Here is a 14,238-nt window from a genome sequence, read left to right as displayed (position 1 = left end):
CTGATAACTTTTCGCCGTAAATAACCCTGCTAAAACACGAACTATTATTTTTTACGAAAAGAATAACCAGAATCTGTTTTTTTGATCTCGATCAATTGTCATATACCCCGAAAGCGCAATATATAACTATCCATAAAATTTAATTCACCGCCGATAAAAAGCGATGAATACCTATTTCCGCAACCGCTAACCAAGAGCGTTTAATTAATAAAGTAAGTTTAAAAACTAAAGTAAGCGGAAATATAAAACGAATCCTTAACTCCTTATAACGGTGTCATTATGAGTGTAATAACCACCAATCTACCGCCGCTCAAAGAGAGCAATAAAAAAGCAGGCAACAACAAACGTTGGCTGATGATGGCCCTGCCCATCATTGTGGCGCTGTTGCTGATGCTGGTTCCGGTCCCGGACGGCCTGCCGCCGTACGCCTGGCACTTCTTCGCTGTCTTCGTCGGCGTTATCGTCGGGCTTATCTTCGAACCGCTGCCGGGCGCCGTTATCGGCCTGACCGGGATCGTCGTCATTTCGCTCGGCAGTCAGTGGCTGCTGTTCAGCCCGGAGCAAATGGCCGACCCGAAATTCAAGCTGGCGGGAGCCTCCTTTAAATGGGCGGTCAGCGGCTTCGGGAACTCCACCGTCTGGCTTATCTTCGGCGCATTTATGTTTGCTGCCGGTTACGATAAGACCCAGTTTGGCCGCCGACTGGCGCTGATTCTGGTGAAATACCTTGGCCGCCGCAGCCTGACGCTGGGCTACGCCATTGCTTTCGCCGACCTGCTGCTGGCACCGTTTACCCCGTCCAACACCGCACGCAGCGGCGGGACCATCTACCCGATTATCGCTAACCTGCCGCCGCTGTATGGCTCAAAACCTAACGACCCAAGCGCGCGTAAAATCGGTTCTTACCTGATGTGGGTGGCTATCACCGCAGCCTGTATCACCAGCTCAATGTTCCTCTCTGCGCTGGCCCCTAACCTGCTGGCACTGGCTTTGGTGAAAAGCATCGTTGGCATCAACATCTCCTGGGGCATGTGGTTCCTCGCCTTCCTGCCGCTGGGCCTGCTGTTACTGCTGACCATGCCGCTGCTGGCTTACTGGCTCTACCCGCCTGAAGTGAAAGTGAACGACGAAGTGCCAAAATGGGCGAGCCGTGAACTGGAAAAACTGGGCAAACTGTCCCGCAACGAAATCCTGCTGCTGGTGTTCGTCTGCTCCGCGCTGGTGATGTGGATCTTCGCGGCAAGCTGGATTGAACCTGCGCTTGCGGCCCTGCTGGTTATCGTGCTGATGCTGTGGACCGGCGTTCTGAACTGGAACGACATCACCAATAACAAAGCGGCGTGGAACACCTTCGTCTGGTTCGCCACCCTGGTTGCCCTGGCCGATGGCCTGTCTTCTACCGGCTTCATCTCCTGGCTGGGTAAAGAAGGCGGCGCGCTGATGACCGGTATCGCCCCAGGCACCGCGACCATTGTCCTGCTGCTGGCGTTCTACCTGCTGCACTACCTGTTTGCGAGCACCACCGCGCACACCACCGCGCTGCTGCCAGCGATGCTGACCATCGCCTCCACCATTCCGGGCATGAATATGGAAGTGTTCTGTCTGCTGATGGTGACCTCGCTGGGTATCATGGGCATCATCACTCCATACGGCACCGGCCCAAGCCCTATCTACTACGGTAGCGGCTACCTGCCAACTAAAGATTACTGGCGCCTGGGCACCATCTTTGGTGGCCTGTTCCTGGCCGCGCTGCTGGTGATTGGTTATCCGTGGATGTCCCTGATGTTCTGATTTAAAGCCGCTGGAGGGCAACCTCCGGCGGTTTATTTTTATGGAGTAACGAGCTATGTCGAACAAACCTTTTGTTTATCAAAATCCCTTCCCGCTGGCGCATGACGACACCGAATATTACCTGTTAACCCGCGACCACGTTTCCGTCAGCGAATTTGAAGGCCAGTCCATTCTTAAAGTTGAGCCACAGGCGCTGACCCTGCTCGCTCAGCAGGCGTTTCACGATGCGGCGTTTATGCTGCGTCCGGCACACCAGCAGCAGGTGGCGGATATCCTGAGCGACCCGGAAGCCAGCGAAAACGATAAGTACGTCGCGCTGCAGTTCCTGCGTAACTCAGACATCTCGGCCAAGGGCATTCTGCCGACCTGCCAGGATACCGGCACCGCCATCATCATGGGCAAAAAAGGCCAGCGCGTCTGGACCGGCGGTGGCGATGAAGCGGCGCTGTCTCAGGGCGTGTACAACACCTACATCGAAGATAACCTGCGCTACTCCCAGAACGCCGCGCTGGATATGTACAAAGAGGTGAACACCGGCACCAACCTGCCTGCACAAATTGACCTCTACAGCGTGGACGGCGATGAATACAAATTCCTGTGCGTCGCCAAAGGCGGCGGTTCCGCCAACAAAACCTATCTGTATCAGGAAACTAAAGCACTGATCACCCCGGCGAAGCTGAAAAATTACCTGGTGGAGAAAATGCGCACGCTGGGCACCGCAGCCTGTCCGCCGTATCACGTCGCGTTTGTGATTGGCGGCACCTCCGCAGAATCCACGCTGAAAACCGTGAAGCTGGCGTCGACCCACTACTACGACGGCCTGCCAACCGAAGGTAACGAGCACGGCCAGGCGTTCCGCGACGTGCAGCTTGAGCAAGAGCTGCTGAAAGAAGCGCAGGAGCTTGGCCTGGGCGCGCAGTTCGGCGGCAAATACTTCGCCCACGATATCCGCGTCGTTCGTCTGCCACGCCACGGCGCATCCTGCCCAATCGGCATGGGCGTCTCCTGCTCCGCCGACCGCAACATCAAGGCGAAAATCAACAAAGACGGCATCTGGATTGAGAAGCTGGAAAGCAATCCGGGCAAATACATCCCGGAAGAGCTGCGCCAGGCCGGAGAAGGCGAAGCGGTGAAAGTGAACCTGAACCGCCCGATGAAAGAGATCCTCGCGCAGCTGTCCGACTTCCCGGTGTCCACTCGCCTGTCGCTTAGCGGCACCATCATCGTGGCACGCGACATCGCCCACGCGAAGCTGAAAGAACGCCTCGATAACGGCGAAGCGTTGCCGCAGTACGTGAAAGATCACCCGATCTACTACGCTGGCCCGGCTAAAACGCCGGAAGGTTACGCTTCCGGTTCCCTGGGCCCAACTACGGCAGGCCGCATGGACTCCTACGTGGACCAGCTGCAGGCCAACGGCGGCAGCATGATCATGCTTGCCAAAGGCAACCGCAGCAAGCCAGTGACCGACGCCTGTCACAAACACGGCGGCTTCTACCTGGGCAGCATCGGTGGCCCGGCGGCGGTGCTGGCGCAAAACAGCATCAAGAGCCTTGAACTGGTGGAATACCCTGAGCTGGGTATGGAAGCTATCTGGAAAATCGAAGTGGAAGACTTCCCGGCGTTTATCCTGGTGGATGACAAAGGCAACGACTTCTTCCAGCAGATCCAGAACAAACAGTGCGCAGGCTGTAACAAGCACTGATTTCAGTGAATACGGATAATAAGGCGGGCGCTACGGTGCCCGCTTTTTTTTGCCCCAAAGTTACCCCATACTGAGGCCACATTTCAGCCAACGCCAACGCAAGGACTTCACATGTTAAGGATAATCAGCTGGCTACTGCTCACGCTGCTTAGCTGTGCGGGACTTGGCGCCTGGTTTTTACAGCAGCAGTACGAAGATAAATCCGCCGACTTCCGCATTCTTTACCGCGAAATCACGGTTAAGCTGTCCCAGCACGATGCCATCATTCCTCTGCTGCCCGTCAGCCAAAACGCCGTTGAGGTGCAGCACATTCTGCCGCAGATCGTCGAGTGGCGACGGCATGACAACCCGGAGCCTCGCCTGGCGATTGTGCCAGAAGCCAATGGCCGCTACTGGCTGAACCGCCCTAACCTCTCGCTGCTGATCGATCTCCCGACTCTGCTCGACACGCTGGGCGAGAAAAAGACGTTTCAACACCTCAGCATCAGCTGGAATAACACTCTTCTTTGCGAACAGGGCACCGCCAACAAGGGTTACTGGCAGTGGGATAAAACCGTCGCCAGCCCGACGCAGCCGTTTTTAGTTTCGGCCAGCGACAGCCCGGCATGGGCGAAACTGCCCTGGTGGCTGATAGCATCCCCGGCGCTGTTTTGGGCGCTGGCGATCTACTTGCTGACGCAATATCAGGCCAACAAACGCCGCCGGGACATTGCCGACCTGCGCGCCCGCTACGCCGAACTGACGCGCCTCAATACCATGGGAGAATTGGCGGCCGGCATGGTGCACGAGCTGAACCAGCCGCTGAGCGCCATCATGAGCTATAACCAGGCAGCAGTACGGCTGATTAAACAGGATAATCCGGCTCAGGTACCAGAACTGCTGGACGCCGCCGTGCTGCAGATAAAGCGCATCGACGGCCTGCTTAGCCAATTTCGCCAGAAGCTCACCAGCGAACGCGCCGAGCACCAGCGGGTCGATCTCCCGTCGCTCTGGCAGCGCGTGTGCAAACTGTTGGATAACGAACTGAGCCACAGCAAAATCCGCGTCACCAGCCATTTTGCCGACGACCTGCCGCCGCTCATCGCCCCGCCGCTGTGGGTTGAGCAAATCCTGCATAACATCGCCAGCAACGCGATTCAGGCACAAACCAACGGCGCAGGCTGGGTACACCTGGAGGCAAGCTCGGATAATAACGGCATCGCGCTGACGGTAACCGACGGCGGGCCGGGGCTTTCTCCTGAGGCGCTGGAACAGGTCTTTATTCCGTTCTTCACCACCCGAGCGCAGGGCGTCGGGCTGGGGATGGCGCTCGCCGACACGCTGGTACAGCGCCTGAACGGCACCATTGAGGCCGGCAACACATCAGCGGGCGGAGCCTGCTTCCGCCTGTGGTTCCCGCTTAAGGATGAGGAGAAATAATGGCACCATGTATCTGGCTGATTGACGATGACGCCGCCATTCGTGACTCGCTGAGTCTGCTGCTTGCCACCGTCGGTTGGCAAACCCAGGCTTTTGACAGCGCCCAGGCGTTTCAGCAAAACGCCGGTGACTTAAGCCAGCTCGACGGCTGTATGCTGCTCGATATCCGCATGCCAGGGAAAACCGGGCTGACGCTGCTGGAGGAGTGGACGCAGCAGGGCCTGGCGCTGCCGGTGATTATCATGACCGGACACGGCAACATCGATTTATGCCGGCGCGCCTTTAAGAACGGTGCCTTTGAGTTCCTGACCAAGCCGGTTGATGCCGATCTGCTGTTCGAGGTCGTGGGTACCGCAATGGAACAACAGAAAGCGAAAGTTGAAGCCCGGCAGCAATGGCAGCCGCTACAGGAAAAGCTGGCCACGCTTACCGCGCGGGAAAAAGAGATGCTGAAGCAGCTTATTCAGGGCTATTCCAGTAAGGAGATCGCGCAGCTGTGTTCGCTGTCGCCGCGCACCGTGGAAGCGCACCGCGCCAATATTTTCTCCAAACTGGAAGTCAACTCTCTGCCCAAACTGCTGAAAACCTACGGCGACATCGCCAGAGAGGCTAAGTAAAACTACCTGGAAAGTTAGGTGTTCGCGCCAATTTCCCGCTATCTCCGCGTTGCATAGTATTGCCCCATAGCCAACAACTCTGGAGCAACATCATGAAACGTCTTCTGTTAAGCGCCCTGCTGCTGGGCGGTCTTGTCTCCACGGCCAGCGCCGCCACCGGCGTACTGAGCCAGAAAAACATCTCCCTCGACCTCGCCGATAAGCTGGCGCAAAACGTCCTTCAGGCCTGTGCCAAAGACAACTACAACGTGGCGGTCACCGTGGTCGATCGTTCAGGCACGCCGCTGGTGATGAAGCGCATGGACAACGCCGGGCCGCATACCGTGGAAGCCAGCCGCATGAAGGCCTTCACCTCGCTGACCACCAAAAACCCAACCGACAACGTGATGAAGGGTTCCCAGTCCAATGCGGGCGCGGCCAACCTGCGTGATATTCCAGGCTTCCTGCTGCTGGCGGGCGGCGTGCCGGTGAAGTCGGGTGAACAGGTTATTGGCGCGGTCGGCGTCGGCGGCGCACCGGGCGGCCATCTGGATCAGGCCTGTGCCCTGGCAGGCTTAAACAATATTGAGAAAGAACTGAACGCGGGATAACACCACAAGGAGCAGGACATGCATGACAAGAAAAGCTTACTAACGCTGGCGCTTCTGCTGAGCGCAGGCCATGCCGCCGCAGCCACCAGCGATGAAGGCTACTACGCTTCGGCGAAATATGTACACAGCGAGCAGCGCGCCAGTGACCAGGACACCAGCAGCCGTCCCGGCGTCGGCCAGTTTGTTGGCGGTAAAGAGAAAGACAGGCTCGGCGGCGCGTCACTGGCGGCTGGCTACCAGTACGGCAACGGCTGGCGCACCGAAGGAGAATACACTTTCCGCCAGAAAACTGAATTTACCAGCGGCTCAACCGCCTTCCCGACCAGCCTGAACCACCTGAAGCTGAACACCGAGCGGCTGATGCTGAACGTCTATCGCGATTACGACATTGGCTATGGCGTGTCGCTGTTTGGCACCGCTGGCTTAGGTATTGCGAAAGTGAAGGCCGGCGGCTGGCAGAGCAACGCCGCCCGTGAATACGCCGACAGCACGCAAAACAATCTCGCTTATTCGTTGGGCGCGGGCATCAGCTACTCACCGATCGCTCGCCTGAGTTTCGACGTGGGCTATCGCTACGTGGATATGGGGAAAGTGGAAAGCGGCTATAACACCTTCGGGAACGTGCGTGGCCTGAAGGATGAGCAGATGAAAGCTCGCCTGGCCTCCAGCGAGTTCACTCTGGGTGCTCGCTACCTGTTCTAACAATAAGGCGGCCACCGGGCCGCCCTTTTACATTGTTAGTGATGCAGCATCTCGTCCACAACCTGCGCTTTGGTCATGTTGTACGGGTAATACGTCGGCCAGTTGTCCATCTCTTTCAGCAAAGCATCTTGTGATTCGCTCCCCATAAAGATATGGAAATGCTGCGACTGGCGCGGGGCGATGATGTGGTCGCTAAACTGCACGAACTTTGGCGCTTTGGACTGCGCATCTTTGCACTCAAACAGGTAGCGAACGCCCTTCTTTCCCGAGGCATAGGTCAGGATTTTATGCCCGGCGTAGTCGTAATGACAGCTTTGCACCGCTTTGCCGACGTGAAACTCGATGACATTATTTTCAATCCCTATCATCTCCACGTCAGTCGCATAGCCCTTTTGATAATACGCCCGATACTCCGCCACGCTTTTGCCGCTCTTTTTGGCTTTTTTCTCCAGCACCGGATCGAGGTCGCCGCTGAGCAGCAGGGGATTGACCGACTGCCAGATCCCGTCCCAGTCGGACAGCGCGCGATCTTTCACGTTAACGTCGTCAAAGATCCCTTCGCTCGCCTTTTGTTCCACTTCCGTGAGCGGTTTGCCGTGATGGTGGCCGTGCGCCAGCGCCTGATGGCTCGCCAGTAACACGCCCATGCCCAGAATAAACGCCGATTTTTTCATGATCATACTGTTCCCCTGTGTATTCCTTACACGAAAAGGAAAACGTTATAACATAACAAATCACGAAATCAACTCCAGCCTGCGGTGAGCGTGCCCGGCGCCTGCCGAAGACGCACTCTTTCGCTGTAAAGCGCCAACAGCATACCGGCCAGGCAAAGCGCGCCCATCAGCAAAAATATCCCTCTGTCCAGCCCGGCCATCAGCCCTAAAGAGAACACCATTGGCCCCAGGCTACTGCCCAGTGAGGAAAGATTTTGCGCCCCATAATAGCTGGCCTTCAGCGCCTCAGGCGCGATGTCGTCAATGTAGATATATTCACTGGGGATCAGAATGATTTCGCCCAGGCTGAAAACAAACATCGCCGCACACAGCCCCGGCAGCGTATCCAGCCCGCCCATCGCAGTTATAGCGGCCGCCAGCAGGGCAAAGCCCACCACAATCAGTTTAATTAACGGCCTGCGATGCAGCAGCCAGAGGCTGACAGGATATTGAAGCAGTATCACCGTCAGAGAATTACAGCTAATGAGTACCGAAACAAAGCGCATTGCTTCGGGCTTGCCCATGCTGGTTAAGAACCAGAGCGGCAGGTAGTCAGAAAAACGCCCCATCACCACCCACGCAAATACGGTACTCAGGGTAAACCAGATTAAGACACGATCTCTTGCCAGCACGGACAGCGTCTTTAAAAATGATTCAGGCCGGTTGCCTGTGAATGCATTCTTAAAACGAGGCTGGAATAACACCCCCAGCAACGAGCAGACTCCCGCGGCCAAATAGACACTTTCAACATTCGGGGATAATACAAACGTGGTCAATAACGGGCCTGTCGCCCAGGCGACATTAATTAAGGTATAGCGAAGAGAAAATACTTTGGTTCTTTCGCCCTGAGGAACCAAATCGCTCAGGGAAGCCTTTACGCCAATGGCATAAAACGTATTCGCGACCTCGCTCAGGGTCAATACGAACAGCACGCCAGCCAGACTTTCCATCCAGCCAAGCAGCAGCCAGCCAACGGCCATCACCAAACCACAAAGCCTTAAAATAAGCGAGCGTGACAGCCTGTCCAGCCAGTATCCGCCATACACGCCCAGCCCGGAAGAAACCAGCAGCGCGCCGCCGAGCAGAAGTCCCGCAGACTCGAATGAAATATGTAAATTCTTACCGAGCGTAAGGACTAAAACAGGGGCAATCATCGCCCGGGAAATAGAGGATAAAAATGAGGACGCCAGAAGAAAATAAACGGTTAAAACCCGACCTGACATTTTTTTAATTCCGTTGACGGCTAAGGAGGAATTCACTATAGATAAAAAAGAGGAACACAAAAATGGATGAATAAAGGTGAAATTTATTCCTCTTTTTAGAGAAAAGTCATGGTGCTGATCGATAAATTCAACGTGTTATACCGACGCTTCGGGGATGCACCGGCCCAGCCGGGATTAGAGCAACTGGCAGACTTACTGCATTGCAGCGAACGCTATGCCCGTATCCAGCTGACTAAAATGCGTGAGCTGGGCTGGATTGACTGGCAGCCCGGTATCGGGCGAGGAAAACGCTCGACGCTACGGCTGGTGACCAGCCCGGAGCAAATTGAATGGTTACGGCTCAGGGATCTGGTCGCCAAAGGGCAGCTGGAAGCCGCCTTCGCGCACCTGACGTCGCCGCAGAGAAACCGGCTACTTGCCGATCTGAGCAGCCATCTTGGCGTGGTGGGCAAAGAGGTCAGAATCGCCATTCCAACCCTGCCAGCTACCCTGGATCCCCGGCGCATCAAAAACAGGATTGAGTCATATCTGGTCCGGCAAATTTACGACAGGCTCGTGGATTACGATGAAATAAACCAGCGAATCACCGGCGCCCTTGCCCACCACTTCGAAACAAATGCTCAGGCCACGGCCTGGACATTTTGGCTGAGGCCCGGCGTCACGTTTCACACCGGAGAACGCCTGGACGCAAGTATCGTCGCGCAAAGCCTGCTGCGGCTGAAAGAGCCGCCGGGACACTATGCCGGCCTTTTTCAGTCGTTAGATCGTGTTGAAGTTCTGAGCAGCGAGGTACTGACTTGCCATCTCACGCACACCGACTGGCTGTGGCCCCACAAACTGGCGACGGCGACCGCCTCTATCACACTTCCTTCGTCCCGGCACGGACGGCCCATCGGCAGCGGTCCATTCCAAATGGAGCAACAGAGCAAGCAGCGCATTGTGCTGCGGGCCTTCGATCGCTACTACGGCACACGCGCTTTAATTGAAAAAGTTGAGCTTTGGTCCCTGCCGGAATCCCCCGATCCCGTAACAGACATTACCTTTGATCCGGGGGCTGCAACTCAGCAAACCGATGTTCAGAACGGGTGCACCTATCTGATAGTGAGCACCCGCAGTCAGCTCATCCCAGTGGGAGAACGCCAGGCGATACTGGGGTTACTGAGCAACGCGCTTCCACCGGCAAACAACGCGGAACGAACGCCAGCCCTCAGCATTATCCCCGGCTGGAAAAGCCCACGTTCTTTGAGGCAAAATTCGCCGCCAGACATCACCGGCACGCTAAAAATCTACTCTTACGATCTGCCGTGCTTCACTATGCTGTTTGCCCGCCTGCAGCAGGTTCTTACCGCCGCAGGCATAAGAGCTGAACATATCATCCTTGGAAGCGAGGCTTTTCTTCGCCCGGAAGAGTGGCTCAGCGAGGCCGACCTGATCATGGGGAGTGAAATCCTCTACCACCGCAGTGCCTACGACATTTACGAGTGGCTCCACAGCTCAAAACTATTGAGTGCGGGCATGACTAAGACGGAGCACGAACGCCTGCATGACAGGCTCGCGCAGATAAGAACCGATCCCCACGAGCAATCCAGGCAGGAAAAGTGCAAAGCGCTGGCGGACTGGCTGATTACCGAAGGCATCTTGCTGCCTTTGTCCCATGAGCGAGTGGGCTACACGGCAAACCATCGCCTGCACGGCACCGGGCTGGCAGGCTATGGCTGGGTCGACCTCGCCCGCATCTGGATTAAAAATAATGAACTGAGTGTGTCCTGAGACAGCGGCGCGGGGAGGCTACTCAGGACGACAGCGGGAACGTCTTGAAAAATCAGGCCTTCGGGGCTGCCCGCACGGGCGCTGCCTGTAAAGCAGAGACGAAGCGAGTTGTTAGTTTTTACTCTCTGACCAGCGGCAGCGTTGGCAATGTGGAATCCACGGGGACCTTCGACGCAATATGCCTGATCCGATCCCCACCATCATAGTTGCGCGTCTGGTCGTCGACATCATATTCACTGGACAAGGGCCTGGCGCTGATTTACTGCACGATGACGTGCTGCGCTGTTATCGGGTCACAGAGAGCATTGGCGTTCGTGCGATCATGGTTCGCGCGTTGATTATGAAACCGCTGGTATAGGCATCTGCTTATCGACGGTCTCTGTAGACTGATGGGTGATGACGCCTCTGTCTATGTACAGGACACGATCGGCCGAGGCCAGCGTCTCCTGACGGTGAGCTATCAACAGAACGGCAAGACCTGAATCCTTGAGCGTCTGGCTGATGATAATTTCACTCTCCATATCCAAATGACTCGTTGCCTCATCGAGCAGTAAAAAACCGGGTCGTTTGTACAATGCTCGCGCCAGCAGGATCCGTTGCTTCTGCCCTCCGGAAAGCGTCCCTCCCGTTTCACCGACCAGGGTCTGATACCCCATTGGCATTGCCATGATGTCCGCATCAATCAGCGCCATCCTCGCGCACCAGGCCATGCGGGTCTGATCCCGCTCCTCGCTAAAGAAAATAATATTGTCGGAAATCGAACCACGAAAGAGCTGATCGTCCTGCAGGACAGTCCCGATCCGCTGACGGACCTGAACATAGTGGGGGTGCGTATGCGGTACCCCAAAAGTGCGAATATCTCCGGTTTCAGGCGTGTGGATCCCCAGTATCAGCTTCACCAGGGTGGATTTCCCGCAGCCTGATTTCCCGGTAATGGCCACCACTTCCCCGGGGTTTACCGTCAGAGAGATATCGCTGAGGACTGGCTCTGCTGCACCTTTATGACGGAATGACACCCCGACAAGTCTCAGCGGGGCACCGGCCTCGTCCGATGGAAGATCCGGGGTTACCTGGGTATCGTCACGGTGTACGTCCTCCGCCGCCGCGGGCCGACGCAGCTGCGCTTCCGTCGGACTCAGCACAATATCGGCGAGGCAGGTGTTATAGACATCCAACATCCGCCAGGAAAAAAACTTATCCGTCAGGCTACTGATGCTGCCTGAGAACCGCCCCTGGTAGGCGAGATAGGCGACCAGCATGCCCACGGTAAAGGTCCCGTCCAGTACCTCTCCAGCCCCTTTCCAGAGGATCACGGCGGTGACCACGCTGCCCGTCAGAGTGTGGGCAATGTCGTACCCCATCATCAGGCGACTCTGACGCAGCTGCGTATTTCTGCGGATCACGTTGAGGTTGAGCCAGGCGGCCTCCCGGTAAGGCATGACGCCGTTGATCCTCAGGCTCAGGATCCCGCCCAGCGTTTCGAGAAAATGCCCGGACTCACGCGCTTCGGCATCCCAGGCATCTTCTGCAGCCTGTTTCAGGGACGGGTACCAGAGCGCCCTCAGGAGCCCGTAGATAACGGCGGCCAGTACCGCAATCAGCGTCATGCCCGGGCTGTACAGCAGCATCATTGTCAGTGAGGTAACAACCAGCAGTACATCCAGAATACCCTCAAGGACCTGCGTGGTCAGCGCGTGCTGGATACTGTCCACTGCGCTGAAACGGGCGCTGATACTGCCGCGGCTGCGGGCGTCAAACCAGTTCAAGGGAAGCCGTACCAGGTGATGAAAAACCCGGGCCGTCCACTGCATATTGAAGTTTACCGACAGGGTGATGGTTGCCCACTGCCTGGCCAGGGAGAGCAGCATCTGCGTAAGGGAAAGTAGCAACAGCGCGGCAATTACCAGCGTCAGGAGATTTCTGTCGGCGGCAACCAGTACCTCATCAATGACCAGCTGGTTAAGCAGCGGTGTCCCCAGCGCCAGAATCTCCAGCGCCAGAGCGAAAATCAGAATGCGTACCATCGCCGGCAACAGCCCGGACGTTTTGCCGGTCAGCTGGCGCAGCTTTATTTTTTGTCGTTCATCCCGAGGCGCGAAACCGGCAGTGGGCGTCAGCTCCAGCGCGATGCCGGTAAAATGTTTCCCGGCTTCCGACAGAGACAGGATAACCTTTCCACGGTCCGGATCGTGCAAGGTGACCCGGTTGCCGCGAATTTTATGCAGCACGACAAAATGATTCATGTTCCAGTGAAGAATGCACGGCAGGGCCAGCGCCCTCAGATCTTCCAGTTCGAGCCGGACGGCCCGGGAGGACAGGCGCAGATCGGCGGCACACTGCGTCAGTTTCTGCAGGGTCATCCCCTGGGTGCTGACAGGGAATCGCTCCCGCAGGGTCGGTAAATCGGTGTTGAGCCCGTGCCAGCAGGCGATCATCGCCAGGCAGGCGAGTCCGCATTCGGCAGACTCCGCCTGCCGTATCACGGGCAGGCTTTTCCTGCCACTCCAGTTCAGTGATCCCATCACAGTTTTCCTTTCACACTCCAGAGTGGCTCGGTCAGCCACTCCCACAGATAGCGGGTATCGAGACTGACGTCCCCTTCCAGGGTCATGCCCGGGCGCAGCGGCTCCGGTCTGCCATAGGCCTGAATAAATGTTTTCTCCGGCTCGACAATCACCCGGTAATGTCCCTCATTTTCTTTCCAGGTCACCGGAGAGACGGAGAGCAGATCGGAGGGGGTAAGCGTGGTGCGGCTGATATCGCGAATAGTGCCGTACTGCACACCAAATTTCTGGTAAGGAAAGGCGCTGAAGCGCAGCGCCACCCGCTGCCCAGGCTGGATAAATCCGGCATTCTGACTGGTCGCGTAAAGTTCGACCTGCAGACGAGCATTGTCCGGCATCAGGGTCATCACCGGCTCAGTGGCCCGTACGGGCTGGCCTTCTTTCACCAGAATGGCTGCCACAGTGCCGGAGACCGGAGCCGTCAGCACGAAACTCTCCTGGCCTGCCAGTTCAAGCTGTTGCTGTTTGATGCCCTGAAGCTGCCGGTCGAGCTCCTGACTTCGACTTTCCCCGAGGGTGATAAGGTGAACCAGCTCATCCTCAGCCGTTTCTTTCGCCGCCCTGAGCTGCAGCAGGACCAAACGCTGCTCCTCCACATTTTCATTCGCGGCGGACACCGCCATCTGCCGCTGCTGATATTCGATTTCGGAAACGTAATGGCGGGAGAGCAGGTCGCGATAACGGCTCATCACGGAGACGGCAAGCTGCGCCTGCTGCTCAGCCTGTGTCAGCCGCTGCTGGGCGCTCTGAAGCTGGGGTTCAAGAGAGAGCAGACGTTGACGTATTCCCTGCTGCTGCTGACTGTTATCGCGGGACTCGAGACGCTGTTGGGACTCGAGCATCTGGTACTGCGTATTCAGCGAGAGACGCATGGCAGCCATTGTGCCGCCGCCCTGGCCGTCATAATGTTCCCCGCTGATGTGATAGAGCGGGCTACCGGCAGTCACATGCTGCCCCTCAGCAATTTTTAGCGCAGTGACATATCCGGCATACTGCGGGATCACCTTAATCAAACCTGAAGACGGCATGACTATGCCAGACAGATGGGCTTTACGGGTGTACTGGCTGCTGCTGAGGAAAATAAAAATCAGCGCCAGTAAACCGAGCGTCAGCATGGCACTGAGGGTGAATCCGGCAGACGTGG

Annotated in this window: 11 protein-coding genes and 1 pseudogene; 8 read left to right on the top strand and 4 right to left on the bottom strand. The window is 56.7% G+C overall.

What is annotated here, in order from left to right:
- Positions 1-279 precede the first annotated feature (279 nt).
- The 6 genes from F3J26_RS13455 (at position 280) to F3J26_RS13430 (ending at position 6,824) form a co-directional block, all read left to right on the top strand.
- Positions 280-1,791, top strand: a complete 1,512-nt coding sequence (locus F3J26_RS13455; RefSeq protein ID WP_008454410.1) for an anion permease — start codon at positions 280-282, stop codon at positions 1,789-1,791.
- Positions 1,792-1,846: 55 nt separating this feature from the next.
- Positions 1,847-3,496 carry a class I fumarate hydratase FumA gene (gene fumA, locus F3J26_RS13450; RefSeq protein WP_008454408.1) on the top strand — a complete coding sequence of 550 codons (1,650 nt, stop codon included), beginning with the start codon at positions 1,847-1,849 and terminating at the stop codon, positions 3,494-3,496.
- Between the two features lie 111 nt (positions 3,497-3,607).
- The gene (locus F3J26_RS13445) at positions 3,608-4,915 is read left to right on the top strand and encodes a sensor histidine kinase (protein ID WP_008454406.1); all 1,308 of its coding nucleotides are present in this window, start codon (positions 3,608-3,610) and stop codon (positions 4,913-4,915) included.
- Positions 4,915-5,532: a response regulator transcription factor gene (locus F3J26_RS13440; protein WP_166994338.1), complete on the top strand. Its 618-nt coding sequence runs from the start codon at positions 4,915-4,917 to the stop codon at positions 5,530-5,532. The genes F3J26_RS13445 and F3J26_RS13440 overlap by 1 nt, the downstream gene beginning before the upstream one ends.
- Before the next feature lie 92 nt (positions 5,533-5,624).
- Positions 5,625-6,122 carry a GlcG/HbpS family heme-binding protein gene (locus F3J26_RS13435; RefSeq protein WP_008454402.1) on the top strand — a complete coding sequence of 166 codons (498 nt, stop codon included), beginning with the start codon at positions 5,625-5,627 and terminating at the stop codon, positions 6,120-6,122.
- A gap of 18 nt (positions 6,123-6,140) precedes the next feature.
- Positions 6,141-6,824, top strand: coding sequence for an outer membrane protein (locus tag F3J26_RS13430; protein WP_166994336.1), 684 nt, complete (start codon positions 6,141-6,143; stop codon positions 6,822-6,824).
- A gap of 35 nt (positions 6,825-6,859) precedes the next feature.
- Here F3J26_RS13430 and zinT read toward each other — a convergent pair whose 3' ends face one another.
- Together zinT and F3J26_RS13420 are read right to left on the bottom strand one after the other, a co-directional pair.
- Positions 6,860-7,504, bottom strand: coding sequence for a metal-binding protein ZinT (gene zinT / locus F3J26_RS13425; protein WP_166994334.1), 645 nt, complete (start codon positions 7,502-7,504; stop codon positions 6,860-6,862).
- Between the two features lie 62 nt (positions 7,505-7,566).
- On the bottom strand, positions 7,567-8,760 hold the full coding sequence (locus F3J26_RS13420) for an MFS transporter (RefSeq protein WP_166994333.1): 1,194 nt from the start codon (positions 8,758-8,760) through the stop codon (positions 7,567-7,569).
- Positions 8,761-8,868: 108 nt separating this feature from the next.
- Here F3J26_RS13420 and F3J26_RS13415 point away from each other — a divergent pair, with 108 nt between their 5' ends.
- Entirely contained in the window at positions 8,869-10,530 is a 1,662-nt protein-coding gene (locus F3J26_RS13415; RefSeq protein ID WP_166994331.1) for an SgrR family transcriptional regulator, read from the top strand.
- Positions 10,531-10,574: 44 nt separating this feature from the next.
- Positions 10,575-10,867 (top strand): annotated as a pseudogene (locus F3J26_RS22700) (GNAT family N-acetyltransferase); the annotation flags it as partial.
- A gap of 1 nt (position 10,868) precedes the next feature.
- Here the strand turns inward: F3J26_RS22700 and F3J26_RS13410 are convergent.
- A complete protein-coding gene (locus F3J26_RS13410) occupies positions 10,869-13,052 on the bottom strand; it encodes a peptidase domain-containing ABC transporter (RefSeq protein WP_166994329.1) in 2,184 nt (727 codons plus the stop codon).
- A complete protein-coding gene (locus tag F3J26_RS13405; protein WP_502706585.1) occupies positions 13,052-14,209 on the bottom strand; it encodes an HlyD family secretion protein in 1,158 nt (385 codons plus the stop codon). Before F3J26_RS13405 ends, F3J26_RS13410 begins: the two co-directional genes overlap by 1 nt.
- Positions 14,210-14,238 lie beyond the last annotated feature (29 nt).

The organism is Enterobacter sp. Ap-867 (genome assembly GCF_011752855.1).
GTDB lineage: Bacteria > Pseudomonadota > Gammaproteobacteria > Enterobacterales > Enterobacteriaceae > Cedecea.
The sequence above is the reverse complement of the archived record's forward strand: the minus strand, read 5'-3'. Positions and strand labels throughout refer to the sequence as shown.

What these genes read in the sequence shown, in the direction of transcription:
- F3J26_RS13415 (WP_166994331.1), top strand. Translation starts at nt 8,869, where the DNA reads ATGGTGCTGATCGATAAATTCAACGTGTTATACCGACGCTTCGGGGAT.
- F3J26_RS13445 (WP_008454406.1), top strand. Translation starts at nt 3,608, where the DNA reads ATGTTAAGGATAATCAGCTGGCTACTGCTCACGCTGCTTAGCTGTGCG.
- F3J26_RS13410 (WP_166994329.1), bottom strand. Translation starts at nt 13,052, where the DNA reads ATGGGATCACTGAACTGGAGTGGCAGGAAAAGCCTGCCCGTGATACGG.
- F3J26_RS13435 (WP_008454402.1), top strand. Translation starts at nt 5,625, where the DNA reads ATGAAACGTCTTCTGTTAAGCGCCCTGCTGCTGGGCGGTCTTGTCTCC.
- fumA (WP_008454408.1), top strand. Translation starts at nt 1,847, where the DNA reads ATGTCGAACAAACCTTTTGTTTATCAAAATCCCTTCCCGCTGGCGCAT.
- F3J26_RS13455 (WP_008454410.1), top strand. Translation starts at nt 280, where the DNA reads ATGAGTGTAATAACCACCAATCTACCGCCGCTCAAAGAGAGCAATAAA.
- zinT (WP_166994334.1), bottom strand. Translation starts at nt 7,504, where the DNA reads ATGATCATGAAAAAATCGGCGTTTATTCTGGGCATGGGCGTGTTACTG.
- F3J26_RS13440 (WP_166994338.1), top strand. Translation starts at nt 4,915, where the DNA reads ATGGCACCATGTATCTGGCTGATTGACGATGACGCCGCCATTCGTGAC.
- F3J26_RS13420 (WP_166994333.1), bottom strand. Translation starts at nt 8,760, where the DNA reads ATGTCAGGTCGGGTTTTAACCGTTTATTTTCTTCTGGCGTCCTCATTT.
- F3J26_RS13430 (WP_166994336.1), top strand. Translation starts at nt 6,141, where the DNA reads ATGCATGACAAGAAAAGCTTACTAACGCTGGCGCTTCTGCTGAGCGCA.
- F3J26_RS13405 (WP_502706585.1), bottom strand. Translation starts at nt 14,209, where the DNA reads ATGCTGACGCTCGGTTTACTGGCGCTGATTTTTATTTTCCTCAGCAGC.